The organism is Hyphobacterium sp. CCMP332 (assembly GCF_014323565.1).
In the GTDB taxonomy this organism is placed as follows: Bacteria; Pseudomonadota; Alphaproteobacteria; order Caulobacterales; family Maricaulaceae; genus Hyphobacterium.
Genome location: NZ_CP058669.1, coordinates 596,032 through 622,473, shown reverse-complemented (window position 1 = coordinate 622,473; position 26,442 = coordinate 596,032). Strand labels below are relative to the sequence as shown.

Annotated in this window: 28 protein-coding genes and 1 tRNA gene; 18 read left to right on the top strand and 11 right to left on the bottom strand. The window is 60.3% G+C overall.

The features are described from left to right. Nucleotides 1-18: 18 nt before the first annotated feature. The gene (locus tag HXX25_RS03195; RefSeq protein WP_187167083.1) at nt 19-507 is read left to right on the top strand and encodes a hypothetical protein; all 489 of its coding nucleotides are present in this window, start codon (nt 19-21) and stop codon (nt 505-507) included. 100 nt (nt 508-607) lie between these two features. Here the strand turns inward: HXX25_RS03195 and HXX25_RS03190 are convergent, their stop codons facing one another. The 5 genes from HXX25_RS03190 to HXX25_RS03170 form a co-directional block, all read right to left on the bottom strand. Then, nucleotides 608-862 carry a Rho termination factor N-terminal domain-containing protein gene (locus HXX25_RS03190; protein WP_187167082.1) on the bottom strand — a complete coding sequence of 85 codons (255 nt, stop codon included), beginning with the start codon at nt 860-862 and terminating at the stop codon, nt 608-610. Nucleotides 863-921: 59 nt separating this feature from the next. Beyond that, the gene (locus HXX25_RS03185) at nt 922-1,893 is read right to left on the bottom strand and encodes a nitronate monooxygenase family protein (protein ID WP_187167081.1); all 972 of its coding nucleotides are present in this window, start codon (nt 1,891-1,893) and stop codon (nt 922-924) included. Between the two features lie 161 nt (nt 1,894-2,054). Beyond that, nucleotides 2,055-2,600, bottom strand: coding sequence for a hypothetical protein (locus HXX25_RS03180; protein ID WP_187167080.1), 546 nt, complete (start codon nt 2,598-2,600; stop codon nt 2,055-2,057). Nucleotides 2,601-2,623: 23 nt separating this feature from the next. Further along, nucleotides 2,624-3,118, bottom strand: coding sequence for a hypothetical protein (locus HXX25_RS03175; RefSeq protein ID WP_187167079.1), 495 nt, complete (start codon nt 3,116-3,118; stop codon nt 2,624-2,626). Between the two features lie 43 nt (nt 3,119-3,161). Further along, on the bottom strand, nt 3,162-3,770 hold the full coding sequence (locus tag HXX25_RS03170; RefSeq protein WP_187167078.1) for a DNA-3-methyladenine glycosylase: 609 nt from the start codon (nt 3,768-3,770) through the stop codon (nt 3,162-3,164). A 141-nt stretch (nt 3,771-3,911) separates the two neighbouring features. Here HXX25_RS03170 and HXX25_RS03165 point away from each other — a divergent pair, with 141 nt between their 5' ends. Together HXX25_RS03165 and HXX25_RS03160 are read left to right on the top strand one after the other, a co-directional pair. Further along, nucleotides 3,912-4,262: a hypothetical protein gene (locus HXX25_RS03165; protein WP_187167077.1), complete on the top strand. Its 351-nt coding sequence runs from the start codon at nt 3,912-3,914 to the stop codon at nt 4,260-4,262. A gap of 72 nt (nt 4,263-4,334) precedes the next feature. Continuing rightward, nucleotides 4,335-6,425 carry a TonB-dependent receptor gene (locus tag HXX25_RS03160; RefSeq protein ID WP_187167076.1) on the top strand — a complete coding sequence of 697 codons (2,091 nt, stop codon included), beginning with the start codon at nt 4,335-4,337 and terminating at the stop codon, nt 6,423-6,425. 212 nt (nt 6,426-6,637) lie between these two features. On the opposite strand, the gene HXX25_RS03155 is transcribed toward HXX25_RS03160, so the two are convergent. Both HXX25_RS03155 and HXX25_RS03150 read right to left on the bottom strand, forming a co-directional pair. Beyond that, nucleotides 6,638-6,724 (bottom strand) — tRNA-Leu (locus tag HXX25_RS03155). Between the two features lie 89 nt (nt 6,725-6,813). Further along, nucleotides 6,814-8,676: a VWA domain-containing protein gene (locus HXX25_RS03150; protein WP_187167075.1), complete on the bottom strand. Its 1,863-nt coding sequence runs from the start codon at nt 8,674-8,676 to the stop codon at nt 6,814-6,816. Between the two features lie 233 nt (nt 8,677-8,909). Between HXX25_RS03150 and HXX25_RS03145 the strand changes: the two genes are divergently transcribed. Further along, nucleotides 8,910-9,254 (top strand): hypothetical protein, encoded by a 345-nt coding sequence (locus HXX25_RS03145; protein ID WP_187167074.1) that lies wholly within the window; start codon nt 8,910-8,912, stop codon nt 9,252-9,254. Between the two features lie 50 nt (nt 9,255-9,304). On the opposite strand, the gene HXX25_RS03140 is transcribed toward HXX25_RS03145, so the two are convergent. Next, nucleotides 9,305-10,096, bottom strand: a complete 792-nt coding sequence (locus tag HXX25_RS03140) for a molybdopterin-binding protein (RefSeq protein WP_233346852.1) — start codon at nt 10,094-10,096, stop codon at nt 9,305-9,307. A 37-nt stretch (nt 10,097-10,133) separates the two neighbouring features. Here HXX25_RS03140 and HXX25_RS03135 point away from each other — a divergent pair, with 37 nt between their 5' ends. From HXX25_RS03135 to HXX25_RS03100, 8 genes are all read left to right on the top strand, one after another. Further along, complete coding sequence (locus HXX25_RS03135; RefSeq protein ID WP_233346851.1) at nt 10,134-10,637, top strand: thioesterase family protein; 504 nt, start codon at nt 10,134-10,136, stop codon at nt 10,635-10,637. Nucleotides 10,638-10,713: 76 nt separating this feature from the next. Then, nucleotides 10,714-12,390 (top strand): M28 family peptidase, encoded by a 1,677-nt coding sequence (locus tag HXX25_RS03130; RefSeq protein WP_233346850.1) that lies wholly within the window; start codon nt 10,714-10,716, stop codon nt 12,388-12,390. 94 nt (nt 12,391-12,484) lie between these two features. Continuing rightward, nucleotides 12,485-13,321 (top strand): type I methionyl aminopeptidase, encoded by an 837-nt coding sequence (gene map, locus HXX25_RS03125; RefSeq protein ID WP_187167072.1) that lies wholly within the window; start codon nt 12,485-12,487, stop codon nt 13,319-13,321. A gap of 3 nt (nt 13,322-13,324) precedes the next feature. After that, nucleotides 13,325-14,014, top strand: coding sequence for a DNA repair protein RadC (radC, locus tag HXX25_RS03120; RefSeq protein WP_187167071.1), 690 nt, complete (start codon nt 13,325-13,327; stop codon nt 14,012-14,014). A gap of 286 nt (nt 14,015-14,300) precedes the next feature. Then, a complete protein-coding gene (locus HXX25_RS03115) occupies nt 14,301-15,521 on the top strand; it encodes a threonine synthase (RefSeq protein WP_187167070.1) in 1,221 nt (406 codons plus the stop codon). Then, the gene (locus HXX25_RS03110; RefSeq protein ID WP_187167069.1) at nt 15,518-16,282 is read left to right on the top strand and encodes an isocitrate lyase/phosphoenolpyruvate mutase family protein; all 765 of its coding nucleotides are present in this window, start codon (nt 15,518-15,520) and stop codon (nt 16,280-16,282) included. Before HXX25_RS03115 ends, HXX25_RS03110 begins: the two co-directional genes overlap by 4 nt. 198 nt (nt 16,283-16,480) lie before the next feature. Next, complete coding sequence (purB, locus tag HXX25_RS03105) at nt 16,481-17,782, top strand: adenylosuccinate lyase (protein WP_187167068.1); 1,302 nt, start codon at nt 16,481-16,483, stop codon at nt 17,780-17,782. 17 nt (nt 17,783-17,799) lie between these two features. Further along, the gene (locus HXX25_RS03100) at nt 17,800-18,360 is read left to right on the top strand and encodes a pyridoxamine 5'-phosphate oxidase family protein (RefSeq protein WP_187167067.1); all 561 of its coding nucleotides are present in this window, start codon (nt 17,800-17,802) and stop codon (nt 18,358-18,360) included. 22 nt (nt 18,361-18,382) lie between these two features. Here HXX25_RS03100 and HXX25_RS03095 read toward each other — a convergent pair whose 3' ends face one another. Then, nucleotides 18,383-19,666: an NAD(P)/FAD-dependent oxidoreductase gene (locus tag HXX25_RS03095; RefSeq protein ID WP_187167066.1), complete on the bottom strand. Its 1,284-nt coding sequence runs from the start codon at nt 19,664-19,666 to the stop codon at nt 18,383-18,385. 35 nt (nt 19,667-19,701) lie between these two features. Further along, nucleotides 19,702-20,037: a metalloregulator ArsR/SmtB family transcription factor gene (locus tag HXX25_RS03090; RefSeq protein ID WP_187167065.1), complete on the bottom strand. Its 336-nt coding sequence runs from the start codon at nt 20,035-20,037 to the stop codon at nt 19,702-19,704. A gap of 81 nt (nt 20,038-20,118) precedes the next feature. On the opposite strand from HXX25_RS03090, the gene HXX25_RS03085 reads away from it, so the two are divergent. From HXX25_RS03085 to HXX25_RS03070, 4 genes are read left to right on the top strand one after another with little or no spacing between them, the layout of a single operon-like run. Continuing rightward, a complete protein-coding gene (locus HXX25_RS03085) occupies nt 20,119-20,475 on the top strand; it encodes a rhodanese-like domain-containing protein (protein WP_187167064.1) in 357 nt (118 codons plus the stop codon). Nucleotides 20,476-20,480: 5 nt separating this feature from the next. Then, complete coding sequence (locus HXX25_RS03080; protein WP_187167063.1) at nt 20,481-21,437, top strand: efflux RND transporter periplasmic adaptor subunit; 957 nt, start codon at nt 20,481-20,483, stop codon at nt 21,435-21,437. Then, the gene (locus tag HXX25_RS03075; protein WP_187167062.1) at nt 21,434-24,691 is read left to right on the top strand and encodes an efflux RND transporter permease subunit; all 3,258 of its coding nucleotides are present in this window, start codon (nt 21,434-21,436) and stop codon (nt 24,689-24,691) included. The genes HXX25_RS03080 and HXX25_RS03075 overlap by 4 nt, the downstream gene beginning before the upstream one ends. A gap of 1 nt (nt 24,692) precedes the next feature. Then, a complete protein-coding gene (locus HXX25_RS03070) occupies nt 24,693-24,896 on the top strand; it encodes a DUF2892 domain-containing protein (RefSeq protein WP_187167061.1) in 204 nt (67 codons plus the stop codon). On the opposite strand, the gene HXX25_RS03065 is transcribed toward HXX25_RS03070, so the two are convergent. Further along, nucleotides 24,893-25,216, bottom strand: a complete 324-nt coding sequence (locus HXX25_RS03065) for a DUF1476 domain-containing protein (RefSeq protein WP_187167060.1) — start codon at nt 25,214-25,216, stop codon at nt 24,893-24,895. The two genes, HXX25_RS03070 and HXX25_RS03065, sit on opposite strands and share 4 nt — an antisense overlap. 202 nt (nt 25,217-25,418) lie before the next feature. Here HXX25_RS03065 and purC point away from each other — a divergent pair, with 202 nt between their 5' ends. Together purC and purS are read left to right on the top strand one after the other, a co-directional pair. Then, entirely contained in the window at nt 25,419-26,180 is a 762-nt protein-coding gene (purC, locus tag HXX25_RS03060) for a phosphoribosylaminoimidazolesuccinocarboxamide synthase (RefSeq protein WP_187167059.1), read from the top strand. Then, the gene (gene purS / locus HXX25_RS03055) at nt 26,177-26,416 is read left to right on the top strand and encodes a phosphoribosylformylglycinamidine synthase subunit PurS (RefSeq protein WP_187167058.1); all 240 of its coding nucleotides are present in this window, start codon (nt 26,177-26,179) and stop codon (nt 26,414-26,416) included. The genes purC and purS overlap by 4 nt, the downstream gene beginning before the upstream one ends. Nucleotides 26,417-26,442 lie beyond the last annotated feature (26 nt).

Genomic DNA, 26,442 nt, shown 5'->3' with positions numbered 1-26,442 from the left:
GAAATACGGAGCCGCGCCATGCCCCATGAAAGTCTGCTGATCGGGTTAAGTCAGATCGGAGCCGTTTTTGCAGGCTTCATGGCGCTATTTATTGCATTAGCCCAGCGTGACGGTCGTCTCGATCCTGTATCGGCATTGCGGGCCCGGTCCATTCTGCACACGAGCGTCATGACGATCGTGATTTCGCTTATACCGCTTGTGCTGACAGCCGCGGAGTTCGAGGTGACTTTGGCCCTGCGTATGTCCGCTGGCATGGGTGCGGTCACTGGTTTGGCCCTTTCGTATGAGGGCGCTCGCCATCAATCACAGCTGACCAGCGAACAGAAAAAGTCCACCGGCTTGATGTTCAATCTGATCACCTGGGGACTTACCGGCATTGCATTCCTGAATGCCATCGGGATTGCTGCCGGTATTATCGACACGGCCTTCTATACAGCCACCATTTTCCTGATTGTGCTGGTTTCGGCCCTCAATTTCGTAAAAATAAGCCTTGAGCGATGGCTCTAGGCTAACCGAACAGTGCATTGCGCAGTCGATTACAAAGTATCTCGGTCTGCCGTAATTGAAGTCCGGCTCGCTGCCGAGCATCTAGCTGCAGCCTGTGCCGTCAGTGATTGCGCAGGGCCGCGATCAACTCTTCCTTGTTCATTTCCGAGCGACCGTCGATACCGATTTCCCGGGCGCGTTCGTATAACTCATCCCTTGACCAGTCCTCATAGCGTGCGGCCTTTCCGCCCTTCTTGCCTGGATGCTGGTGGTCATTGGCCTCCGCGTTGGCAATACGCGCGGCCTTCTCCTTGCTCGCCCCGTCTTTTCTCAGGGCCTGATAGACGTCCTCATTCTTGATGCTTGGATTGGGCATAACCGTCCTCCATTGCTCACCGAAGCCCGAGGGGGTCCGGTCTCGACATACAGGTCAGATCATAATGACCAGCGCAACTGCCCGCAAATGCGCCGTTTTGCGGCTTCGTATTCCGCGGCCAGGCGGTCGATATAGACGCTGGCGGGGGCGATTTCCTTGACCGCGCCAATGCCCTGCCCTGACCCCCAGATATCTTTCCAGGCCTTGGCCGAATCGGAGCCGAAATTCATGGCGGACGGATCGCTTTCCGGCAGATTGTCCGGGTCGAGCCCGGCACTGCGGATGGAGCCCTTGAGATAATTGCCGTGCACGCCCGTAAACAGACTGGAATAGACGATGTCATCGGATTCGCCGTCGACAATCGCGCGTTTGTAATCCTCGGAGGCGCGGGCCTCCTCTGTCGCGATAAAGGCCGAGCCGATATAGCCAAAGTCCGCGCCCATGGCTTCTGCAGCCAGAACGGCGGCCCCGTTCGCAATGGAGCCGGACAGCGCCAGCGGGCCGTCGAAGAATTCGCGGATTTCCTGGATCAGCGCGAAGGGCGATTTCACGCCGGCATGCCCGCCCGCGCCTGCGCACACGGCGATGAGGCCGTCAGCGCCTTTCTCCAGAGCCTTCTTCGCGAAGGTCACGTTGATAATGTCGTGCATCGTCTTGCCGCCCCAGCTGTGCACGGCCTCGTTCAGCTCGACACGCGCACCCAGCGAGGTAATCACCAGCGGCACCTTGTATTTGGCGCAGGTTTCCAGATCCGCTTCGAGGCGGTCATTGGAGCGGTGGACGATCTGGTTCACCGCATAAGGCGCAGCCGGATTGTCGGGATTGGCCCTGTTATAGCTGTCCAGTTCGGAGGTGATCTCGTCCAGCCATTCATCCAGCTGGCTTTGCGGGCGCGCATTCAGCGCCGGGAAGGAGCCGACAATGCCCGCCTTGCACTGGGCAATGACCAGTTTCGGGTTGGAAATGATGAAAAGTGGCGCGCCGATCACCGGCACGCGCAGGTTTGGCGCGATATCAGATGCGTTGGACATGAAGGCTCCCGATCCCCTCCCCGGATCATGGCCGGGGTAAACAGTGTTTATCTGGACTGGAAACTAGGGTGGAAGATCGACCCGGTCTAGTTCGCGCGGGCGTCAACTTGCTTGTAGTCCGCAGAAGGAGGTCGTGCTGGCGTATCGCCCGGCGAAAAATGCTACCGAATGGACGGTGGCTGGCCCTCCGATTCTCCCAGAGACGGTTGGGGAAAGAGTCTTCGGGTGCGGTCGCCGCTTACCTGTCGCAACACCTCGCGAACCCATTCGTTCATCCTCGGATCGTCGTAGGGCACCATCAATGAATCCGGAACCCACCGATTAAGATCGATCTGATAGATCAGAAACAAGTGGTTCGAGCCAATATCCAGCCCTTCGCCCGAATATCCGCTGCCACTCAAGCATTTGTTTTGAGGAACCCACCACAGATCAATTTCGATGATGTCCGGCGTCTCGCCCATCAGGACATCGGTGACGCGAACGCCAAGCCGGCACCCCCTGAAGGGCTCCTCAGCGCGATGCCGTGCCCCGTTTGGCTGATCATTGACAATCGCCCAATCGAGCAGGCTGCGCCGTGGCTCGATATAGGTTCGGTCCACAATCATGCCTTCGACGATGGCATCGTGCTGGAGAATCCACTCGACGGATTCTTCGCCAGATGTTGCGAGAGCGCCGGGCGTGGCAATGCTGGAAACCAACATCAGCATGAGATATTTCGCCGCCAGACGTCTCACCAGATCAGCATTTCTGTTCGCAGGCGGCGCGCGGTGGCGCGGAGTTCGTCGGCTCCGAATATCGGCAGATAGCAATTTCCCGTTTCTGGTTGATAGATTTGCCCTTCATTGTCGACCATGGCCAATACCAGATCGTGATCACCAACCTGCCTGAACTCCATACAATTGACCGCCGAGCCATCGAATACGTAAACGACGTCCACTATTGGCCGGGCGATGCCGCGAAATCGTTCATTGACGAAATAGCTGACGCGGCAGCCGTAAGCTTCCGAGGCGTCATCGGTGAAATAAATAGATCCGGAGCTGTCGGTTCTACCCCAGTCGAGCAAGCTCCTGTCTCTCGGAATTTGATCAGCGACTATTGCCACAGTGCCATCAAAAATGACGCTCCAGTGGAAAATTTCGCCTTCCGTTGTGCCGTACATCGGTGAGCACGCCCAGGACGGCGCAGCGCCCATGACCAAAGCGAGGATTGCGGCAGAGGTCTTCATATTCTCAGCCTACCACACATCGCGTCAGGATTGTGACGGAAATCTAGACCGGCGGGGCATCGGCATGACGCCACATATAGAGCGCGAGATATGACCGGTGCGGCGCAAAGCGCGCCGCCGTGCGGAGGGTCTTGCGGCGCGGGCTGGTCAGGCGTTCGAGGGCTTTGCGCGCGGCGACATCGCCTTCCGGCCAGATATCGGGCTCACCGAAGTAGAACATGTTCATCATGTCTGCCGTCCACTGTCCCACGCCCCAGATGGCGGTGATGTGGGTGGTGCGATCCGCGGCGCTCATTTCGCGCAGGTGATCGTCTTTCAGCTCGCCGCGCCGGGCGAGGTCGGCAATCGCGCAGACGGTTTTTGTCTTGGCCCCAGACAGGCCGCAGGAGCGGAGCAGATCGGTATTCGCCTCACAGAAATGCTCGGCGAGCGGTTTGCCGGCGGCGCTGTCTTCCACCCGGCCCCAGATGGTCTTGGCTGCCTTCACCGATAATTGCTGGCCGGTGATGGCGCGGCAGAGATAGTCGGCAAAGGGCAGGTCAGCTCGGGATGACAATTCGATCGGACCCGCACGCTCGATTGCGGCGGTGAGCTCCGGGCCGAGCTCGCGGGCGGTGTCGATAAAACGGGCATGAATGGCGCGGTGGGGCATGGAAGAAACCTAGCCAGAATGGCGCGCCTGCCAACTGCAAAGCTGCCCAAGTGTCGCATTGTCCCGACATCCCAAATGACCTACCCGGAAATCATGTTGAGACGCATGTCTTCTTCTCGGGCACCTCTGGCGGCGCTATTCATGTCCCTTGCCTTCATGGCAATGGGGACGCGCGCCGCCCTGCCCGCTGGCTATATGCCGGTGTTTGGCGAGGACGGACGCATATCGGTCGTGGTGTGTTCCGCCATCGAACGGCACGTCATCGAAATTGATCTGACGGCTGATGACCGCCCCGACCCGGTAGCGGCTCAGGATTGCCCCTTCAGCGTGACGCAAATGGCGGCGCTGTATGCGACACCGCTCGGGTCACTTGCCGCCCCCTCCACTTTTCACGCGCCGCAATACCCGGCCAGAACCGATACGATTGTCACGACAGCGCGTCTGAATCCGCAAGCGAGAGCTCCGCCGGCCGGTTTACGCGCCTCTATCTAAGCCTTTCCCGACCAAAATCTGATTTCGGCACGCCGGCCCGATGAGGCCGTGCGCGCTATTGCGGAGCTATCCATGTCTTCAATTCACCTTGCCAGCGTCAGCGCGCTGGCCCTGTCTGCTTTTCTCACACCTGCCTTTGCCCAGAACCACGACACAGCCTTGCAGGATGTCATAACCGTCACCGGCATCCGGACGCCGACGGAGGTGGACGCAATCGAGCCCAATATGGAGCCGGATACCGGTCCGGACGCGGCCGCGCTCGCGGCCCGTTTGCCCGGAGCGGCCCTTATTGGAAACGGTGCCCTGTCCGGCCAGGTCCAGTATCGCGGCCTCTTCGGATCTCGGCTGAATATTCGCATCGACGGGCAGAATTTTGCCTCTGGCGGTCCCAACCTGATGGACCCGCCGCTTCACTATGCGCCTGCCCCTTTGCTGGCTGCGATCGAAGTCGACCGCGGTATTTCACCGGTCTCGGATGGTCCCGGGCTCGCCGGCGGGGTCAATGCCGTCCTGAAACGGGTTGATTTTGCCTCTGCCGATGAGGCTTTCCGGCTGCGCTATGATCTGACCGCTGGCGGCCGCTCGGCGGACGCATCCCATTCTGCTGGCGGCATTATCGGCACATCCAGCGACACATGGCGGATGCACATTCTGTTCTCGAATGAGGAGGGCAATGATGTGGATTATCCCGGCGGTACAATTGGCGGTAGCGAGCACCAGCGCACCGTCTATGGTGCCGGGTTGGGCTGGCAGTCCAACGGACACGAATTCGGCCTTGATCTGCGGCGGCAGGAAACCGGCGCCACAGGCAACCCTCCCTTCGCGATGGATATCCGTTATTTCAATACCGATTTCGCACGGAGCTTTTATGCTTTTCCGGCGGGTGACATGACGCTGCGCCTCGAGGCTGGATATACGGCCGTCGATCACGCCATGAACAATTTCGATCTCCGGCCCGCGCCGCCTGCCATGCAGCAGCGCGAAACCTACGCCAACAGCGAAAGCCGCACGCTGTCTCTGGACGCTGTCTGGCCGCAAGCCGCTGCTGAATGGCGCTTTGGTATTGACCATCAGGACGATGATCATGCGACCCGGATCACCAATCCCAATGCAGCGGGCTTTTTTCTCGACAGCTTTCCCGCCGTCGAGATGCAGCGCACCGGCGCATTTGTAGAATGGCGTGGCGAGGTGTCGGGATGGGATGCCGAACTGGGCCTCAGAACCGATCTCCACAATGCCAATGCCGGACTCGCCCGGACCGGCCCGATGGTCCCGGCCATGCCTGGAATGCTGGCCAATGCCTTCAACGCATCTGACCGCGATATTGACGATCAGACGCTGGATCTTGCCGCAAGGTTCTGGCGCCAGGAAGGAAACGTGACCTGGCGAATAACGCTGGCGCGAAAAACGCGCGTTGCCGGCTATGTGGAGCGGTTCGCCTGGCTGCCGACCCCGGCCTCTGGCGGGCTGGCAGACGGCAACACCTATGTCGGCGATCTCAATCTGAACCCGGAAATTGCCTACATTGTTGAAGCGGGTTTCGACTGGAGCCGGGATGGGGCCTATTTTCGACCGACCGCCTTCGTGCGGCACGTCGATGACTACATCCAGGGCGTCCCGTTTGACGCGACACCAGGTGTGATCGACACCCCGGTCGAGATGGTTTCGAACATGAATGGCGATCCCACGCCCCTGCGCTTTGCCAATGTCGACGCCCGCCTTTACGGGCTGGATTTCGACTTCGGTTACGCCATTGATCAGAACTGGCGGTTGGAGGGTGTGTTCAGCTATGTCCGCGGGGAACGCCGCGATATTGACGACAATCTCTATCGTATTGCCCCGACCAGCCTGCGCATGGCGCTTACACGGGAGGCGGTGAACTGGTCTGCTGGTCTGGAAACGCTCGCCGTCGCCGAACAGGACGACGTCTCTGTCACAAATAGCGAAGCCAGCACTGAAGGCTATGTCATTTTCGGCGTGTCAGGCGATTGGCAGATCCGCGAAGGTGCAACGCTTCTGGCAGGCGTGAGCAATCTCCTCGATCATCGCTATGAACGCCACCTGGCCGGTTATAATCGTAATGCCGGATCCGATGTGGCAGCCGGCACCCGCTTGCCGGGTGAAGGACGTTCGCTCTGGCTGCGGCTGCATTTTCAGCGCTAGAAAACGCCCGCCCCGGAGCTTTCGTTTCGGGGCGGGCCTGCCGCAAAATCGGGCACTGGCTTGCCCAGCCGAAGCTCTCGAGGAGAGCGCCAATCAGGTTTTGGAGGCTCACATGTGGTCGTCCGCCTCCGCCAAGGCTACGGCGGGACAGCCTTCGCTCGAATTCGATGTGCTGACTTGCCCAGCCGAAGCTCGCGCAAGCGAGCGAAGGCTGGTGCGGACGGAGGGAGTTGAACCCTCAATCCCTTACGGGCGACAGATTTTAAGTCTGTTGCGTATACCAGTTCCGCCACGTCCGCACAGACGTCTTTCTTAACGCCTTCAACCCAATAGAAAAGCGGCCGCGACATACATCGCGGCCGCTTTCTCAGCCCATGCGTATGTGGATTTAGCGAGCCGGGCCCTGCGCGCCCGGTTTCAGGGGCGCCTGGCTATCGGCCCGGTCAGCCGCCTCTGCCAGGCTGACAAATTCCGCGCGATAACCGAATTCATCCTCTCCCAGAAAGCGATCGGCCAGCCGCGCCACGCGGGCATAATCGAACGCCTCGTCGGCGATGTATTCGTCGCCGCGCAGAAGCTGGGCAAAGCCGGCGACCGCGATCGAAAAGCCGACATCATCGCTGATCTCATCCACGCCATCCGCCTCGTTGGCGGTCGTGATCGGGAATTCGATCAAACGGCTCTCATCCTCGCCCGGCATTTTATAGCGGACGCGGAAGAAGCCGTATTCGTTGGAGAATTCGGTCTCGGATTCGACGCCTTCGGCATAGCGCAGCGGCTCGTTCAGAAGGGCTGGACTATCCGGCGCGGTGATCTCGTAAATCGCGGTGACCGAGTGGCCCGAACCGATCTCGCCCGCATCGACTTCATCATTGTTGAAGTCCTCGCGATTGAGCATCCGCGTTTCATATCCGATCAGGCGGTATTCCGCGACCAGCGCCGGATTGAACTCGATCTGCAGCTTCACATCATTGGCGATGGGAAAGAGCGCGGATGAGGCTTCTTCCACAAAGAAGCGGCGAGCCTCTCGCTCGGTATCAATGTAGGCGGCAATGCCGTTGCCATTCTGGGCCAAGGTCTGCATCAGCTGATCGTTATAATTGCCGCGTCCGAAACCCATGACCGACAGATAGACGCCGCTTTCACGTTCGCGGGTGACGAAATCTTCCAGCCGCTCGTCCGAGGTAATGCCGACATTGAAGTCGCCATCGGTCAAAAGCATGACGCGATTGACAGCGTCTTCGTCGAAATGTTCGCGGGCAAAATCATAGGCAAGGCGCAGGCCTTCACCGCCAGCTGTCGAGCCTCCAGCTTCCAGCATGCCCAGCGCCGCATTTATGCAATGCCGGTCGGATCCACGCGTGGGCTCGAGGATCGCCCCCGCCGCCCCGGCATAGACCACGATGGAGACCGTATCGTCATCATCGAGATTCTCGACCAGCATCTGCATACCCTGGATAGCCAGTGGCAGCTTGTCTGGCGAACCCATCGAGCCGGACACATCCACCAGCAGCACCAGATTAGCACGCGGGCGTTCCTCGCGGGGAATGTCATAGCCCTGAACACCGATATGCATCAGCTGTGTATTCTCATTCCAGGGATTTGGCAGGACGGTGACATTGGCCGCGAACGGCGCGTCCCGATCCTCCGGCAAATCGTAGGAATAGTCGAAATAATTGACCATTTCCTCGATCCGCACGGCATCGCGCGGGGGCATGTTTCCGTCGGTGAGATAGTCGCGCACAACGGCATAGCTGGCCGTATCGACATCGACAGAGAAGGTTGAGACCGGCTCTTCGGAAACGAGCACCACATCATTGCGTTCGACATCGCTGTAGCGTTCACGGTCGATATCACCGGGTAACGGCTGGGGCCGGGTCTGGGGCCCGACCATGCCATACGTCGCTGGCGCGCTCGCAGCGGCACCATCGCGCGCGATCCGGCTACCCGTCACAACCACCTGATCTGCCTCGGCTTCCTGCATGACCATCGCTGGCGGAGGCGGTGGCGGCGCTGGAGGCGGAGGTGGTGGAGGCGGCACAGAACCATAGGTCGGCTGCGGGCGGTAGCCGCCGCGTCCGCGCTCGTTGCTTCCATAGCCGCGATTGGCGACCAGTGTGGGGCATTGCGCGAAAATATCGACGGGCCGGGCGTCGTCATCCTGAGCGGTGACGGCCGAGACCGGCGCGGCCTGCATGGCGGCGAAGGCGAAGGCCCCGGCCACTGTCGTGAGTAAAAGCTTTTTCGTCATGGTTTTCCCTTTGTCCCCTGCCCGATGGACTCAACATTCCCTCGCAAGGGAACCATCGTCGGGCGGGAATGGGGCAATTAAGGGGCAGACGGGATTGCCGCCAATCCGCCGCAATCCGGACGCCAGTGTGGCCGCCGATTTCCCTTGCTGGTAGGGCGATTCGGGCAGATGATGCAGGCCGGTCGAAAGTATGCCGCCGGGCGGTCCGGTGGTTCTGAAAGGACGGCCGTTACATGAAATTCGCCCTGTTTTCTGCATCTGCCCTGATGGCTGCAGCCCTGTCTTTCCCGGTCATCGCGGAAAGCCTTTCCAGCACAATCACCTTCATCAATGCGACCGGCCAGGACGTGGTCGAGATCCATACCGCTCCATCCGCAACAGATGGCTGGAGCGACAATCTGATCGCTGATGGCGCGCTGAGCACCGGTGGTGAAATCGCGACGCTGGTCGTCGCCGACACGGACCATTGCTTCCACGATTTCCGTTTCACGCTGGCCGATGGCAGCGTTGTCGAAGAAGTCGAAATCGACGTGTGTGACCTCGACGGTCAGATGTTCGAAATCGCCGTCCAAGCCTAAGTCAGCTTGACTGGGTCCAAAGGCGCAGGGCCTCGCCGCCCTGCGCCTTTTTATTTCGCGTCCGGTGGGTCGATCACGGGCTTGCCGCCGACAGAGCGGGAGAGGTCTGCGAGCTTCTCGACGACCTCGTCCAGCCTGTCCTGATCCGTTGCGCGGGCGACCAGGTTGGTGCCACGCCGGATCTCTCCATCCGGTCCTTCGAAGAAGTAGGGATAGGATCCGATGGAAACGTCTGGATAGTCATCGGCCAGAACCCGCAGTCCATCCGCCAGATCGCCTTCACGCAATCCGCCGGTTGCGACAGTGCGTGAATGGGTGACGGCCCCGCCTTCGATACGATGGGCGACATCCTCCAGCATGGCGCGGGCGATCTTGGGCACCCCGGCGAGCGTGAAGACATTGCCGGTCTGGAAACCGGGCGCGCCGGTGACCGGGTTCCTGATCAGGACAGCGTCCGCCGGCACGCGCGCCATGCGTTTGCGGCTCTCGGTCAGCGGCGTTTTCGACTTCTCATACCATTCCTCGATGATGGCGAAGGCGTCGGCGCGGACATCGACGGTCTGACCGAAGGCGGCCCCGATCGCGTCTGCCGTGATGTCATCATGCGTGGGGCCGATGCCGCCGGTTGTGAAGACATAGTCATATTTCGCGCGCAGGTGATTGATGGCCGCGACCATTTCGTCCGGCTCGTCCGGCACGATCCGGCATTCGGCAACCGACACACCCAGGGGGCTGAGGAATTTCGCGATTTCAGAGAGATTGATGTCACGCGTCCGACCGGACAGAAGTTCATCGCCAATCAGCAGGACCGCTGCCCTGACCTGTTTTGTATCGCTCATCATCTACCCTTTCATCCGCTCGCCGCGACGGATATAGGCAATGGTCATGATCAAGGCCAAGACATTTGACGGCTGGGACCTGCCCTCGCCCTTCATTCACCGTATTACCGCAACAGCAGCTGACGAGGACGAGTTCGGCCACGTCAATAATGCGCGCTATCTGACGTGGGGCGACGAGACCGCCTGGGCGCACTGGGACTTTGACGTTCCGGAGCATCCGCGTTCCGAATTCGTGCGCTATGAACACGGCATGGCGATTGTCCGGTCCGAATGCGATTATCTGGGTCATTGCCATGCGGGCGACGATCTCGACTGCGCCGTCTGGATCACCAAATCCGATGGGCGCCTGCGCGCGGAACGCCGCTATCAATTCCGCCGCGCCGATAGCGGCCAGACGATTTTCCGCGCCCGGATGGACCTTGTCTGCTTCAAGCTGGGAACGGGACGGCCGACGCGCATGTCTCCGGCACTTGTGAAACATTACCGGGTTTCACCGGATATTGCGGACGCTCTGATGACGGAAAGTTTAGGCAAGCGCGATTGATGCCCGGCCTCCCCGGACTATAGTGCCGTCGAAATTGATTTTTTAATCACGAAATCGAGTCCAAGAGGTCTGCCCCGTGAATACTTTTGCCCGTCTGGCTGCCGCCAGCCTGTTCGCCCTTATTCCCGCTACGGCCTGCGCCCAGTCGGCTGATGAGGATTTTGTTCCCGATATTCCATCGGAAAATATCGAAGCCCATATCCGCTTCCTCGCACACGACGCGCTGGCCGGCCGCGCAGCGGGGTCTGATGGCTATGACATTGCCGCGAACTATGTCGCCTCACAATACCGCCTGATCGGGCTGGAGCCGGCTGGCGACAATGGCGGTTATTTTGCCGAAGTCCCGATGCAGGTCATGACGCCGGTTGCGTCGGGCGGCACGCTGGTCATTGGCGAGGGCGACGACGCGGTTGCCCTGCAAAACGGATTTGATCTGATCATCGCCGGCCACCCGGTTCTGGATGAAGCCTCGATCACGGCCGAAGTGGTTTTCGTGGGCTATGGCCTGTCCCTTCCGCATCATGGCTATGATGATTATGAAGGCGTTGATGTTGAAGGCCGTATCGTCGCCTATTTCGGCGGCGCACCGGACATCATGCCGTCCGATGAGCGCTCTCACCAGCAGCGCACCTCCACCAAACGCGAAACCGCCGCGCGTCACGGCGCCATTGGCTATATCCAGCTTTCCGGGACGGCCGCCGAACAATATGCACGATTTGCAGAGCGCGCGGTCAGCGGTTCGTCAATTGCCCTCGCCCCGGTCGGGGCAGAACCGGCCTATAGCGACCTGCAGGTCGGCGCGGGCGTGGCTCTGGAAGGCGCGCAGGCGCTGTTCGCCAATTCCGGCACGACGTTTGAAGACGTGGCCGACCGCCTGCAGGCGGGCGAACCGGCGTCCATGCCGCTGAATATCACCGTCACCATGACGCAGGAAACCACGCGCGACCTCTTCGTTGACAATAATGTTGTCGGCATGATCCCCGGATCGGATCCCGAACTGGCCGACGAAATCGTCGTCCTTACGGCCCATCTGGATCATATTGGCGTGACGGATGCGGAGGGTGTTTCCACCACGGGCTGCCGTTCCAACAATGAAGAAGACCGTATCTGCAACGGCGCCGTCGATAATGCGTCCGGCTCCGCCATCATGCTGGAGACGGCGCGCACTTTCATGCAATCGGAAGCACCGCGCCGGTCGCTGCTCTTCGTCGCGCTGGCCGCGGAAGAACAGGGCCTGCTGGGATCGGAATATTTCGCCTTTCACCCGACCGTTCCGGCCGATGCGATGGTAGCCAATGTCAATCTGGACATGCCGGTCATCGTCTATGAATTCTCCGATGTAGTGGCATTCGGTGCCGAACGGTCCTCACTAGGCCCGATCACGCAGCGTGCCGCAGCCCGGATGGGGATCGAGGTCAGCCCGGACCCCCTGCCCGAGCAGAATCTGTTCATCCGGTCAGACCACTACAATTTCGTGCGCCGCGGCATACCGTCCGTCTTCCTGATGACCGGCTTTTCCTCACCCGATCCGCGCTGGGATGAAGGGGAAGGCTTCATGGGCTTCCTGAACACTCATTATCACCGCCAGTCGGACGAGCCCGATAGCGACGAGGAAATGGTGATCCTGTATGAACAGGGCGCAAAATTCGCCAATATCAACTTCCTGATTGCGCGCGAGATCGCCAATAACGATACCGCACCCACCTGGAATGAAGGTGATTTCTTCGGTGATTTCTACGGTGCTGATCGCTAGGTATTATTTCCTGAATGCCGAATGACAGGCGCGCGGCGTTTCAAACGCCGCGCGTTTTGTTTATATGGAAGCGGAACAGGGCACAGGACAGGTCATGAATCTGGCATACGACGTTCAAAGCGATAGCGCGAATGAGTCTTCGCGTGACGGCCGTATCAAGCTGCATGGCGCGGACGGCTTTGCGGGCATGCGCAAGGCGGGACACGCAGCGGCGGCCACGCTGGATCATATCATCCCCATGGTGCAGCCCGGCGTCTCAACCGAAGAAATCGACGATGCGGTGCGCAATTTCATGTTTGCGCAGGGCGGCGTGCCGGCCACGCTGGGCTATCGCGGCTATACGAAATCCTCCTGCACCTCGATCAATCACGTCATCTGTCACGGCATTCCGGGCCCCAAACCCCTGAAGGACGGCGATATCGTCAATATCGATGTCACCATTCTGCTGGATGGCTGGCATGGTGACACATCGCGCATGTTCATCGTCGGCGAACCGCGCCGCAAGGCAGAGCGCCTGATTGAAGTGACCTATGAAGCGATGATAGCGGGCATTGCCGAGGTCAAACCCGGTGCCACGCTGGGCGATGTCGGGGCCGCGATCCAGGAGATTGCCGAAGCCAATCGCTGTTCTGTTGTGCAGGACTTCTGCGGCCACGGCATAGGGCGCCTGTTTCACGACAGCCCGAACGTGCTGCACTATGGCCGCCGCGGCGAAGGCGTCGAGCTGAAGCCGGGCATGTTCTTTACCATCGAGCCCATGCTGAATCTGGGTCGTCCGGACGCCAAGGTCCTGTCCGATGGCTGGACCGCGGTAACGCGGGACCGGTCCCTGTCGGCGCAGTTTGAACACTCGGTCGGCGTCACCGAGGACGGCGTGGAAATCTTCACCGCCTCACCTGCCGGGCTGGATTGCCCGCCCTATCCATCCTGATGCATGGCGGATAAGGCGGCGACACCCCACCACGCGGGACATCGTGACCGCCTCAGAGCCCGCTTTGCCAGAGCGGGCGGCGATGCGCTCGCCGACTATGAACTCCTCGAACTCTTTCTGTTTCGCTCCATTCCGCAGAAAGATATTAAGCCGCTTGCAAAGGACCTGATCGCCAAGTTTGGCGACCTCGGAGGCGTTACCGCAGCTTCAATTGAAAAGCTCTGTGAGGTTAAGGGCGTAGGTGAAGCAACTGCCATTGATCTGAAGCTCCTGCACGCAGCCTCCGCGCGAATGGCGCTGGAAGGCGCGCTGGACAAGCCCGTCATATCTTCCTGGTCATCGCTGATCACCTATTGCCGCACCGCCATGCAGCATGAGCCCGTGGAGCAATTCCGGGTGCTGTTTCTGGACAAGAAAAACCGGCTGATGGCGGATGAAGTCATTTCCAAAGGCACGGTCGATCAGGCCCCGGTCTATCCGCGTGAAGTGGTGAAACGCGCCCTCGCCGTGGAGGCCAGCGCCATCATTCTGGTGCACAATCATCCATCCGGAGACGTGACGCCTTCGGCCGCGGATGTGGAGATCACCAAAACCATTGTCGACGCCTCCAAGCCCTTCAACATCGTGGTCCACGATCATCTGATCATTGGCCGGCAGACCACGGCGAGCTTCAAGTCTCTGGGATTGCTCTAATGCGTGGTTCGAGGCCCACCTGTGGCGGGCAACTCACCATGAGGTAGACAACCGTATTGCCATCCATTCACCTCATCCTGAGGTGCGAGCGAATGCGAGCCTCGAAGGATGGCTGATCAACTCTACCGGGGTGCCCGGACTTGCCTGCACTCGCGAAAGTGGGTGATCCGGGCATCCATCCAAATTGAGACCCTCCGGTCAAGCCGGAGGAAGACGCGGTGGAAAACGACGGGCCATTCATCATCGGCCGCTTGCCGCCCTCCCCGGCGCCGCCTAACAATTCCCCATGAGCTATAAAAACCATTTCACCCATCTCGAATGTTCGGCCACCGGCGAACGCTATGAGAAGGACCGCCCGCATAATCTGTCCGCCGCCGGAAAACCCTTGCTGGCGCGCTATGATCTGGCGAAAGCGAAAACCGGGATCGACCGTGATGAAATCTGGTCGCGGACGGGCGGATTCTGGAAATGGCGCGAGCTTCTGCCGGTTGTGAATGACAGCGATGTCCTGCGCCTCGGCGAAGTCGATACACCGCTGATCGAGATTCCCGTTTCCGCCAGGGCTGCCGGGGCAACAGGCCGCGTCATCGTCAAGGATGAGAGCCGCCTGCCGACCGCCAGCTTCAAGGCCCGAGGGCTGGCGCTGGGTGTGTCGATGGCGAAATCATTCGGCCTGAAACGCCTGGCCATGCCGACGGCGGGCAATGCGGGGGCGGCAATGTCGGCCTATGCGCGGCGCGGCGGGATGGAGGCTTTCGTCTTCTGTCCTGAGGATGCGCCGGAAGTGAATATCCAGGAGACCTGCCTGCAGGGCGGCAAGGTCTTCCGTGTCAACGGGCTGATCCATCATTGCGGCGCGCTGGTCGGGGCCGGCAAGGAGGCGATGGGCTGGTTTGACCTCTCCACCTTGAAAGAGCCCTATCGCGCCGAGGGCAAGAAGACGATGGGTCTGGAACTCGCCGCACAGATGGGTTGGCGCTTGCCCGAAGCCATCTTCTATCCCACGGGCGGCGGCACCGGCCTGATCGGCATGTGGAAGGCGTTCGAGGAGATGGAGCAGCTCGGCTGGATCGGACCCGAGCGTCCGAAAATGTTTGCGGTGCAATCCACCGGCTGTGCGCCCATCGTCAAAGCCTTCAATGACGGCAAGGACCATGCCGAGGAATGGCTGGACGCCGATACGATGGCCGCCGGGATGCGGGTGCCGAAAGCAGTGGCCGACTTCCTGATCCTGCGCGCCGTGCGGGAGAGCGGCGGCGCGGCGCTGGCCGTGACCGATGAGCATATCCAGAAATGCTGGTACCGGATCGGGGCGGACGACGGCCTGCTGATGGGACCGGAAGGGTCGGCCACCTATGCGGCCATGGAAATCGCCATTGCCGACGGGCTGATTGAACGTGATGCAGACGTCGTGCTCTATAATTGCGGGTCGGGCCTGAAATTCCCGATGCCGGACACATCCCGGCGGCTCGACCGCCATAGCGAGATCGATTGGACATCCTTATGACCCAAGCTGAAAAAGCCCGCACTTTCCATGCCCTGCATAAAAAGGGCGAGCCGCTGGTGCTCTACAATATCTGGGATGCGGGCAGCGCGAAGGCGGTCGCCGAAGCCGGTGCGAAAGCCATCGCGACGGGCAGCTGGTCGGTCGCGTCTGCACAAGGCTATGCGGATGGCGAGAAACTGCCGCTGGACCGGGTGATGCGCACGGCCAAGCAGATTGGCTCCGCGGTCGGCCTGCCCGTGTCCATTGATTTTGAAGGCGGTTATGCGCGCGAGCCGGAATTCCTGGCCGACAATGTCGCCCGGCTGATTGCCACCGGGGCGGTCGGCCTCAATTTTGAAGACCAGGTGGTCGGCGGTGAGGGCCTGCACGCTATCGAGGACCAGGCGCACCGCATTGCGGCGATCCGCGCCGTGGCCGACGAGGCGAGCATTCCGCTGTTCATCAATGCGCGCACCGATGTGTTCCTGAAATCCGATCCGGCTGATCATGCCCGCCACATGAAAGAGGCCACCGATCGCTGCGATGTCTATGCCGAGGCCGGGGCGAGCGGATTCTTCATTCCCGGCCTGACCGATCCGGACCTGATTGCGCGAATCTGCTCGCACACGAAACTGCCGGTGAATGCCTATATGAAGGACGGTGCGCCCTCGATCTCCGAGATGGCGAAGCTGGGCGTGGCCCGGATCAGCCATGGTCCCGGCCCCTATCGTCAGGCGATGCAGGCGCTGACGGCGAGTGCGAGCGAGGTTTATCAGAACTAGTTTTTCTCCCCCCGCTTGCGGGGGGAGTGTCGCGTAGCGACGAGGGGGGCGAATGGCGGGTGTCATCTTGCCCCCTCCGTTTCTCACTGCGTTCGAAACACCTCCCCCGTAAACAGGGGAGGAAAACTACCCTCCCCTTGACCTTCCCGCCCCTCCGGCGCATCACGCCGCCATCACATTGCATGGAGCGGCGCGCGCATGATCCCTCGTTATACCCGTCCCGAAATGGCGGCCATCTGGTCACCGGAAAACAAGTATCGCATCTGGTTCGAGATCGAGGCGCACGCGACCGACAAGCTGGCCGAGCTGGGCGTTGTGCCCGAGGCGGCCGCTAAGGCCGTCTGGAAGGCAAAGGACAAGACGTTTGACGTTGACCGGATCGACGCCATCGAGGCCGAGGTCAAACATGACGTCATCGCCTTCCTGACCCATCTGGCCGAGCTGGTCGGCGAGGATGCCCGCTATGTGCATCAGGGGCTGACCTCTTCGGATGTGCTGGACACCTGCCTGGCCGTGCAGATGCGCGATGCCGCCGACATTCTGATCGCCGGTGTGGATCGCGTCATGGCGGCGCTGAAAACCCGCGCAGAAGAGCACAAATACACCGCCTGTATCGGCCGCAGCCACGGCATCCATGCCGAGCCGACGACGATGGGCCTGAAATTTGCGCGCTTCTACGCCGAGTTTGCCCGCAACCGGGCGCGTCTGGTTTCCGCGCGCGAGGAGATTGCCACCTGCGCCATTTCCGGGGCCATCGGCACCTTCGCCAATGTCGATCCGGCGGTCGAAGCCCATGTCGCGGAGAAGATGGGGCTTTCCATCGAGCCGATTTCCACACAGGTCATTCCGCGCGACCGGCATGCAAACTATTTCGCCGTTCTGGGCCTGATCGCCTCGGCGATTGAAAATATCGCCATCGAGGTGCGCCATCTGCAGCGTTCCGAAGTGCGTGAAGCACAGGAATTTTTCTCCAAGGGCCAGAAGGGTTCCTCGGCCATGCCGCACAAACGCAATCCGATCCTGACCGAGAATCTGACAGGACAGGCCCGCCTCGTCCGCATGGCCGTCGTGCCGGCGATGGAAAATATCGCCCTCTGGCATGAGCGCGATATCTCCCACTCCTCGGTCGAACGCGGCATCGGGCCGGACTCGACCGTGCACCTGGATTTTGCCCTGCACCGCACCGCCGGCATGATCGAAAAGCTGATCGTCAATGAGGATCGCTGCCGGGAGAATCTGGAAGCCTATGGCGGCATCCATAATTCCCAGCGCATCCTGCTGGCCCTGACGCAGGCCGGTGCCTCGCGCGAGGACGGCTATCGTCTGGTCCAGCGCAATGGCATGAAAACCTGGGATGAAGGCGGGCGGCTGATGGATCACCTCAAGGCCGATGCCGATGTCAAAGCCTTCCTCTCAGACGCGCAGATCGAGTCCTGCTTTGACGAGGGCTACCACCTCAAACATGTGGATACGATTTTTGCGCGGGTGTTTACTGACTGACGAGGAGGAGAAGTGATTTGGCGAAGCTCTACGATCATATTGACGCCCGGATCGCCGACTTCATCAAAGCCCAGAAAATGTTCTTCGTCGCCACCGCGCCATCGGGCAACGATGGCCATGTGAATGTCTCGCCCAAGGGGTATGACAGCTTCCGCATTCTGGGCCCGAACAGAGTCGCCTATCTCGATCTGGGCGGGTCGGGCATAGAGACCGTCGCGCATCTGCGCCAGAATAGCCGCATCACCTTCATGTTCTGTGCCTTTGAGGGAAAAGCCAACATTCTGCGGCTCTACGGCAAGGGTGAAGCGATCTGTTTTGACGATCCCGGCTTTGCGGACGCGCTGGCGCAGTTTCCGGACTTTCCGAAGGCGCGCGCCATCATCACGGCAGACATAACCCGCATCCAGGATTCCTGTGGCTGGGGCGTGCCGTTCTACGACTTTGCCGATGAACGCGATCAACTGGTCCGGACCAACGCCCATCGCAGCGACGAGGACTGGCGCGCTCGGCGATATGCCTCGAACGCCGAGTCTATTGATGGCCTGCCCGGGCTTGTCAAACCGGAGGATGACGCGTGAGGGGCCGGCGAATTATGACCGACTAGTCCGCCTTCGGCTTGACCTTGTGCACACCCAGCATGTCGAAGACGGCCTTTTCATAGAATGGCTCGCCGACGCCGCGCCTGATTTTACCAAGGAAGTATTTCTCGAAGGCGACTTTCGCCAAATGGACCCAGCCGCCATCAGCCGACCAGTTCACATTGCGGGGCGGGATTTGCGGCATGGCGACAAAGGTCACGCCGCCATCGCCGAAATCGGCGATACAAACGGCATTCCAGGTCGCCTCGTTGCGCGGCTCCTTGCCGTCGATCAGAGCGCGGATGTTTTTCGCGGCCGCATGCACCATGGATTCGATCATGAAGCCGGTCTTGGGCACACCCACCGGCACGGCATAGGTTTCGACCGGCGCGATAGCCACGCAGACCCCGACGGAGAAAACATTTTTGAATGTGGGATTCTGCTGGGTGTGATCGGCGATGACAAAGCCACGCGGATTGACCAGACCCTCGATATCCCGAACCGCCTCGATACCCCGGAAGGCCGGCAGCATCATCGAGTATTTGAAGGGCAGCTCATGTGTCTCCTTCACAGATCCGTCTTCGGCAACTTCTTCGACGATCATCTTGCCGGGCTCGACCTTTTTGACGCGCGCGGACGTGATCCACTTGATGTGCCGGTTGCGCATCTCGCTTTCGAGCAGGCCCTTGGTATCGCCCACCCCGTCCAGACCGAGGTGACCGATATAGGGTTCTGATGTCACGAAGGTCATGGGCACCTTGTCGCGGATTTTGCGCTTGCGCAGGTCGGTTTCCATGATCATGGCGAATTCATAGGCCGGGCCGAAGCAGGATGCGCCCTGGACCGCGCCAACGACAATGGGTCCCGGATCCTTGACGAAATCGTCCCAGACCAGCTTGGAGTCGGCGGCATGGTCGACATGGCAGATCGACTGCGTATGCCCTCCATGCGGTCCCAGCCCCTTGATCTCGTCGAAGGCCAGCTCCGGTCCCGTGGCTATGACCAGATAGTCGTAGTCAACCGTCTCGCCATTCGCCAGAAGGATATTGTTCTGTTCCGGCCGGACCTTTTTGGCGGCCGAATGGACGAAATCGATCTTCTTCTTCGCAAACATCGGCGCCAGATCGACCTTGATGGCGTCCGGCTTGCGCCAATCGACAGCCACCCAGGGATTGGACGGCGTGAAATGAAAGGTCGCGGAATCGCTGATGACGGTGACCTTGTCTTCCTTGCGCAGCTCCTTGCGCGCCTCCAGTGCCATGGGCACGCCGCCCAGACCGGCGCCGAGAATAGCTACATGTGTCATGATTTCCTCCCGTGAGGCCGGAATGTCCCGGCTCTTTAATTGCCCGCGACCTCATCGACCGCAGTACAGAATTCAGACTTCAGATGGTGCAAAAGGCCGATGCAGCGCTGATCGGCGATGGAATAAAAGACCTGCAAGCCGTCCTTGCGGCCCCGAACCAGCCCGTCCTGCCGCATCTTGGCGAGATGCTGGGACATGGCCGACTGGGACAGGTTCGCAATCGTGGTCAGCTCGGCGACCGTCGCCTCGCCCAAGGCCAGGCGGCACAGAATCAGCAAGCGTTTTTCGTTCGCGATCAGCTTCAGGAAAGCAGCTGCATCGCCCGCCTGTTCCTGAAGCTCGCGAATGGATGGATCAGCAATGGAACTCATTTCTCACCTTTATTAGTTGACACTAATGTAGCAATTGCTTATTTAGATGTCAATTATATAGTTCTGGTAACGGAGATACCCATGTCTGCACAGGAAATCAGCCCGAAAGCCGCGGCCGAAGCTCTGGAAAAAGGCGAAGCGATTCTGATTGATGTGCGCGAGCCAGCGGAGTTTGCCGCCGAGCGTATTCACGGTGCCCTGCTCCATCCGCTCTCGACTTTTGATCCCAAGGCGCTGCCGATTGACGCCACGCGCGACGTCATACTGCATTGTGGATCGGCCAAACGTTCCGGCGATGCGCTGGCCCGGTGTGCGCAAGCCGGTGTGCCCATCACCAAACACATGGCGTCCGGCATCATGGGCTGGAAGTCCGCCGGTCTGCCGACCGTTGCCGTTGATCCCGCAACCGGCCGTCTGGTCGATCCGCAGAAAGGCTGAGGCTCATGTTCGCATCTCTCCTCCTTGCCATTCTCCAGGCCACATCAGCGGAAACGCATACGGTCCAGTCCAGTCTCGTGACTGACGAAAAGGCCGTGTTCGCCACCGTTGAAAGCGTCGACGTGGTCAGCGCCCGTGCCCGTATTGGCGGCGTGATCGGTGAATTGCGCGTTGATGAGGGCGATGCGGTCGAGGCCGGTGATATTATCGCCATCGTGGTTGACGACCGTCTCGGGCCGCAGATCGGCGCCGTGAACTCAACAGCCGCCGCGTTAAGCGCCCAGCTGGATCAGGCCCGGTCGGACCTCGCCCGGGCACAGGATCTGTTTGACCGCGGAATTTTTGCGCAAGCCCGGCTGGATGAAGCGCAGACAGCGGTTGATGTGCTGGAAAACCAGCTGGCGTCCGCGCGGCAGGAACGTGCCGTCATTGTGCAGCAATCGCGCGAAGGCAATGTCCTCGCGCCAACGGCCGGGCGGGTGCTGGATGTACCCGTGACGGCCGGCTCAGTCGTCCTGCCGGGCGAGATGATAGCCTCGGTGGCGTCCGACCTTTACGTGTTGCGCCTGATGCTGCCGGAACGCCATGCACGTTCCATCTCTGAAGGTGACAGCATTCGCGTCGATGGCTCCGACCTGACCGGCGATGTCGCGCCAAACGGCTTTATTCGCCAGGTCTATCCGCGCATTCAGGAGGGCCGCGTCATGGCCGATGCACTGGTTGACGGACTGGGAGACTTCTTCGTCGGCGAGCGGGTTCGGGTGCTTGTGGCGGTTGATAGCCGCGAGACGATATTCATCCCCGATATATATATCGATACCCGCTATGGCGTTGATTATGTGCGCGTTCAGGGCGACGGAGATGCCGCACATGATGTTGTGATCCAGCGCGGGGAAGTCCGCGGCTCCGATATTGAAATTCTCTCCGGTCTGTTAGCGGGCGACGTTCTGGTGCAGCCATGAAGCTGGGTATTTCCGGAAATCTGACGCGAGCCTTTATCAACTCGCCACTGTCGCCGCTGATACTGCTGGCATCGCTCGCGGTCGGGCTGATCGCCCTGCTGACGATTCCGCGCGAGGAAGAACCGCAGATTTCCGTGCCGATGGTCGATGTGATGGTGCAGGCCGACGGACTGCGCGCGCCGGATGCCGTGGAGCTGATCACAGAACCCCTTGAAGCGATCATCGGATCTATCCGGTCTGTCGAGCACGTCTATTCCCAGACCGAAGATGATCAGGTTATGGTCACGGCGCGATTTGAGGTCGGCACCGACTTCGATGACGCCATCCTGCGCGTGCATGAAGAAATTCGCGCCAATTACGCTCGAATGCCGCTTGGCATTCCCGAGCCCCTGATTGCGGGCCGCGGGATCAGCGATGTCGCCATTGTCTCGCTGACACTGTCGCCCTCCCCGGACGCCGCCGCGCGATGGGATGACAATGCGATCTACAATATTGCCGAGGAATTGCGCTCGGCGCTGATGAATGTCGAAGATGTGGGTCAGACCTATATCGTCGGCGGGCGCGCGGACCAGATCCGCATCGAGCCCGATCCCGAACGGCTATCGCTCTACGGTGTGACCCTGCAACAACTGGCCGGACGGCTGGCGGAAGCAAACCGCTCCTTCCCGGCAGGCGATGTCAGCGCCATGGACCAGACGCGCACCATCGCTGCAGGGCAAACCCTGCAGGGCGGGCCGGATATCGGCCTCCTGCTTTTGACAACCCGCGATGGCCGCCCGGTCTATGTGCGGGATGTTGCCGACGTCGTCATCGGGGCCGAACCCGCCGATGCCCGTGCCTGGAATCTGACGCGTGACGACCATGAGAGTGGCTGGACCCGCGCGCCGGCCGTCACCCTCGCCATTGCCAAGCGCGAAGGCGCAAACGCGGTGGTCGTGTCCGAACACATTCTGGAACGGCTGGAATTGCTGCGCGGGAATCTCATCCCGGAAGGTCTGGACGTCACGGTCACGCGCAATTATGGCGAGACGGCCAACGAAAAGGCCAACGAGCTCCTCTTCCACCTCGCTCTGGCGACCATTTCCATCGTCTTGCTGGTGACCTTCGTTATCGGCTGGCGCGAAGGTCTGGTCGTGCTCGTCGTGATTCCGACCACGATCCTTTTGACGTTGTTCGCGTCCAATCTGATGGGTTTCACGATCAATCGCGTTTCGCTCTTCGCCCTGATTTTCTCCATCGGCATTCTGGTCGATGACGCGATTGTCGTCATTGAAAACATCGCGCGCCATTGGGCCATGGATCAAGGCAAAAGCCGGGTCCAGTCGGCCATCGAGGCCGTCGCCGAAGTTGGCAACCCCACCATTGTCGCCACCCTGACCGTTGTTGCCGCGCTCCTGCCCATGCTCTTCGTGTCGGGCCTGATGGGCCCCTACATGGCGCCGATCCCGATCAATGCGTCAGCCGCGATGATTTTCTCCTTCTTCGTGGCCGTCATCCTGACGCCGTGGCTGATGAAAGTGATTGCCGGCCGCCGCAAGCACAGCGGTGACCATGATGCGCATAACAGTGAGGGCGTTCTGGGGCGGATTTACCGCCGTGTTGCCGCGCCGGTCATCAAGTCACGCGCGAGCGCCTGGACGCTTCTGATTATCGTTGGCGTCCTGACCGCCCTGTCCATGACATTGTTCGTGACCCGGGCCGTGACGGTGAAGCTTCTGCCGTTCGACAACAAATCGGAATTCCAGGTCATCGTCGATCTGCCGGAGGGCGCGACGCTGGAGCGGACCGAGCGTGTGTTGATGGAAGCGGCAGACCGGCTTGCCGCCCTGCCGGAGGCGACGTCGATCCAGCTCTATTCCGGGACGGCCGCCCCCTTCAATTTCAACGGGCTGGTGCGCCATTACTACCTGCGCGAACGGCCGGAACTCGGCGATCTGCAGGTCAATCTGGAGGCCAAACACCATCGCGACCGGTCCTCACACGAGATTGCGCTGGAAGCGCGGGAATTGCTGGCGGATCTCGACGTGCCGGAAGGCACGGTGATCCGGGTCGCCGAAATCCCGCCGGGCCCGCCCGTGCTTGCCACACTGCTGGCAGAAATTTACGGGCCGGATGCGGATACCCGCCGCGCAGTCGCGACGGAAGTGCGCTCGGCCTTCAACGAAGTGCCCTATATTGTCGATATCGATGACAGTTTCGGTACGCCGCGCCCGCGCCTTCGCATCGCGATTGATCAGGAAAGTCTGGAATTCTTCCAGGTTCAGCAATCGGACGTCTATGACACGATCCGCGCGCTGTTTGATGGCATGCCGGTGGGCTATTCCCATCGTGGCGAAGGCCGCAATCCGGTAGAGATTACCGTTCAGCTGCCCGATAGCGGACGGGTCTGGAATGAACGGCTGGCGTCGACGCCGGTACCGGCCAATACCCTGCCCGGCTCCCGCGCCATAGCCGAGCTGGGTGACGTTGTCACGGTCACGGAGGAAGTGGGGTCCTACCCGATTTTCCGCCGCGATGGCCGCTATCTGGAAATGGTAATGGGCGAGCTGGCGGGTGATTTTGAAGCCCCCATTTACGGTATGGCGGCGGTCGCTGATGCGCTGGATGGCCGCGAATGGACCGATGCCGTCCCGCAACCGGCCATCAGCCTCTACGGACAACCCGCGAGCGATGCCGATGTCACCCTGCTCTGGGACGGCGAATGGGAAATCACCTATGTCACCTTCCGCGACATGGGCGCCGCCTTCATGGTTGCGCTGCTGGGTATCTACGTGCTGGTCGTGGCCCAGTTCGGATCCTTCCGCGTGCCGCTGATCATCCTCATTCCGATCCCGCTGACCTTTATCGGCATCATGGTCGGACACTGGATATTCGGGGCCGCCTTTACCGCCACCTCGATGATCGGATTTATCGCGCTGGCCGGGATTATCGTCCGTAATTCGATTCTGCTGGTGGATTTCATCCGCCACGGCGCGGAAGCCGGTGAACCCTTGCGGGACACGCTGCTGCGGGCAGGCGCGATCCGCTTCAAGCCGATCCTGCTGACCGCGCTCGCGGCGATGATCGGGGCCTCCGTGATCCTGACAGATCCGATCTTCCAGGGGCTGGCGATTTCGCTTCTGTTCGGCCTTGCCTCCTCGACGCTACTGACCGTGCTGGTGATCCCGGCGATCTATGTGATTTTCAAGGATGCCGACGCGCCCTATTCCCCCGAAACGGCGGCCAGTGAGGCCACCACAAACCACGGAGACTGACATGACAATTGGCAGAGCTGTAACCCTGTTTGCAGGCGTGATGGTATTAGTGTCGCTTGCACTGGCCTGGGCCTTCAGCCCCTACTGGCTGGCGCTCACGACCTTTGTGGGACTGAATTTAATCCAGTCCAGTTTCACCGGATTTTGTCCGGCCGCCATGGTGTTCAAGGCCATGGGGCTGAAAGAGACCGAGGTGGGCGCCTAGCCTTCTTTCATGACCTGTTCGCGGGCTTCCGCCAGCAGCTGGTCCATTCTGGTGCGGATGACGTGCTCGGAAACGTCCACGTCAGCCGCATCCAGATCACCCTTGACCTTGCGGTAGACGTCCTCGTGGCCGGCTTCCTCGAAGTCCGCCTTCACCACTTCCTTGGCATAATTCTGGGCGTCTTCACCGGTCTTGCCCATTTGCTCGGCAACCCAGAGACCCAACAGCTTGTTGCGGCGGACCGTCGCCTTGAATTCCAGTTCCTGACTGTGAGCGTAAGCGCCCTCCAGACCTTTTTCGCGATCGTCCATCCCGCTCATGCGCGTCTCCTCCGAAATGCATGTTGTGCTGACTCTCCGTTAGCTTGGCCCGGCGCGTAAATCAATCATGCGAGACGGCGCACATCACCGCATTGCAGCAATGCGCTGCGCAGAGTAAAGAGGAAGGTCTAAGGCGGCCCTGCGGATCGATTCGGGGCCGTTTGCTTTTTCGGACCTCTGGTCCCGCGCGAGGAGCAAGGCGATGGCACGCCGCAAGATGATCTATGAAGGCAAGGCGAAGATCCTTTACGAAGGGCCGGAGCCAGGCACACTTGTCCAGTATTTCAAGGATGATGCGACCGCTTTCAACAATCAGAAAAAGGCCACGCTGGAAGGCAAGGGCGTTCTGAACAACCGGATCAGCGAGTTTATCATGATCGGGTTGATGCGGGCGGGCATTCCCACCCACTTCATCCGCCGCCTGAACATGCGCGAACAATTGGTGCGTCAGGTCGAGATCATTCCGCTGGAAGTGATTGTCCGTAATGTCGCGGCCGGGTCCATCTGTACGCGTCTCGGGATCGAGGAAGGCACCCAACTGCCGCGTTCGATCATCGAATATTGCTACAAGAAGGACGAGCTGGGCGACCCGCTGGTGACAGAAGATCACATCACCGCCTTCAACTGGGCCAGCCCGCAGGATCTGGACGACATGATCGCGCTGACTGTGCGGATCAATGATTTTCTGACCGGCATGTTCGCCGCCGTCGGCATTCAGCTGATCGATTTCAAGATCGAATTTGGCCGTCTGTTCGAAGGCGATATGATGCGGATTGTGCTGGCCGATGAAATCAGCCCGGACAGCTGCCGCCTGTGGGATATCGAAACCAACGAGAAAATGGACAAGGACCGGTTCCGCCGCGATCTGGGAAATGTCACCGAAGCCTACACTGAAGTTGCCCGCCGCCTCGGCGTGATCCGGGAATCGGGCACCGTCACGAATATCGAAGAGGTCATGAAGTGAAAGCGCGCATCCACGTTTATCTGAAGCCCGGCGTTCTGGACCCTCAAGGGGCCGCTGTTGCCGGGGCCCTCAAGAATCTCGGCTTTGACGAAGTTGAAAATGCGCGTCAGGGCAAGCTGATCGAGCTGGACCTTACCGGTGACGATGCCGAGGCTGCGAAGACCCGTGTCGAGGATATGTGCAAGAAATTGCTGGCCAATCCAGTTATCGAGAATTTCTCGATCGAGATGGCCTGATACGCGCCCCCAATTCGTGATTGGCA

Coding starts and splice junctions, on each gene's coding strand:
- HXX25_RS03065 (WP_187167060.1), bottom strand. CDS start 25,216: ATGAGCGGGATGGACGATCGCGAAAAAGGTCTGGAGGGCGCTTACGCT.
- HXX25_RS03085 (WP_187167064.1), top strand. CDS start 20,119: ATGTCTGCACAGGAAATCAGCCCGAAAGCCGCGGCCGAAGCTCTGGAA.
- HXX25_RS03110 (WP_187167069.1), top strand. CDS start 15,518: ATGACCCAAGCTGAAAAAGCCCGCACTTTCCATGCCCTGCATAAAAAG.
- HXX25_RS03145 (WP_187167074.1), top strand. CDS start 8,910: ATGAAATTCGCCCTGTTTTCTGCATCTGCCCTGATGGCTGCAGCCCTG.
- purC (WP_187167059.1), top strand. CDS start 25,419: ATGGCACGCCGCAAGATGATCTATGAAGGCAAGGCGAAGATCCTTTAC.
- HXX25_RS03150 (WP_187167075.1), bottom strand. CDS start 8,676: ATGACGAAAAAGCTTTTACTCACGACAGTGGCCGGGGCCTTCGCCTTC.
- HXX25_RS03070 (WP_187167061.1), top strand. CDS start 24,693: ATGACAATTGGCAGAGCTGTAACCCTGTTTGCAGGCGTGATGGTATTA.
- HXX25_RS03180 (WP_187167080.1), bottom strand. CDS start 2,600: ATGCTGATGTTGGTTTCCAGCATTGCCACGCCCGGCGCTCTCGCAACA.
- HXX25_RS03165 (WP_187167077.1), top strand. CDS start 3,912: ATGTCCCTTGCCTTCATGGCAATGGGGACGCGCGCCGCCCTGCCCGCT.
- HXX25_RS03080 (WP_187167063.1), top strand. CDS start 20,481: ATGTTCGCATCTCTCCTCCTTGCCATTCTCCAGGCCACATCAGCGGAA.
- HXX25_RS03195 (WP_187167083.1), top strand. CDS start 19: ATGCCCCATGAAAGTCTGCTGATCGGGTTAAGTCAGATCGGAGCCGTT.
- HXX25_RS03160 (WP_187167076.1), top strand. CDS start 4,335: ATGTCTTCAATTCACCTTGCCAGCGTCAGCGCGCTGGCCCTGTCTGCT.
- HXX25_RS03090 (WP_187167065.1), bottom strand. CDS start 20,037: ATGAGTTCCATTGCTGATCCATCCATTCGCGAGCTTCAGGAACAGGCG.
- HXX25_RS03170 (WP_187167078.1), bottom strand. CDS start 3,770: ATGCCCCACCGCGCCATTCATGCCCGTTTTATCGACACCGCCCGCGAG.
- purB (WP_187167068.1), top strand. CDS start 16,481: ATGATCCCTCGTTATACCCGTCCCGAAATGGCGGCCATCTGGTCACCG.
- map (WP_187167072.1), top strand. CDS start 12,485: ATGAATCTGGCATACGACGTTCAAAGCGATAGCGCGAATGAGTCTTCG.
- HXX25_RS03095 (WP_187167066.1), bottom strand. CDS start 19,666: ATGACACATGTAGCTATTCTCGGCGCCGGTCTGGGCGGCGTGCCCATG.
- HXX25_RS03140 (WP_233346852.1), bottom strand. CDS start 10,096: ATGATGAGCGATACAAAACAGGTCAGGGCAGCGGTCCTGCTGATTGGC.
- HXX25_RS03175 (WP_187167079.1), bottom strand. CDS start 3,118: ATGAAGACCTCTGCCGCAATCCTCGCTTTGGTCATGGGCGCTGCGCCG.
- HXX25_RS03115 (WP_187167070.1), top strand. CDS start 14,301: ATGAGCTATAAAAACCATTTCACCCATCTCGAATGTTCGGCCACCGGC.
- HXX25_RS03075 (WP_187167062.1), top strand. CDS start 21,434: ATGAAGCTGGGTATTTCCGGAAATCTGACGCGAGCCTTTATCAACTCG.
- HXX25_RS03185 (WP_187167081.1), bottom strand. CDS start 1,893: ATGTCCAACGCATCTGATATCGCGCCAAACCTGCGCGTGCCGGTGATC.
- HXX25_RS03190 (WP_187167082.1), bottom strand. CDS start 862: ATGCCCAATCCAAGCATCAAGAATGAGGACGTCTATCAGGCCCTGAGA.
- HXX25_RS03135 (WP_233346851.1), top strand. CDS start 10,134: ATGGTCATGATCAAGGCCAAGACATTTGACGGCTGGGACCTGCCCTCG.
- radC (WP_187167071.1), top strand. CDS start 13,325: ATGGCGGATAAGGCGGCGACACCCCACCACGCGGGACATCGTGACCGC.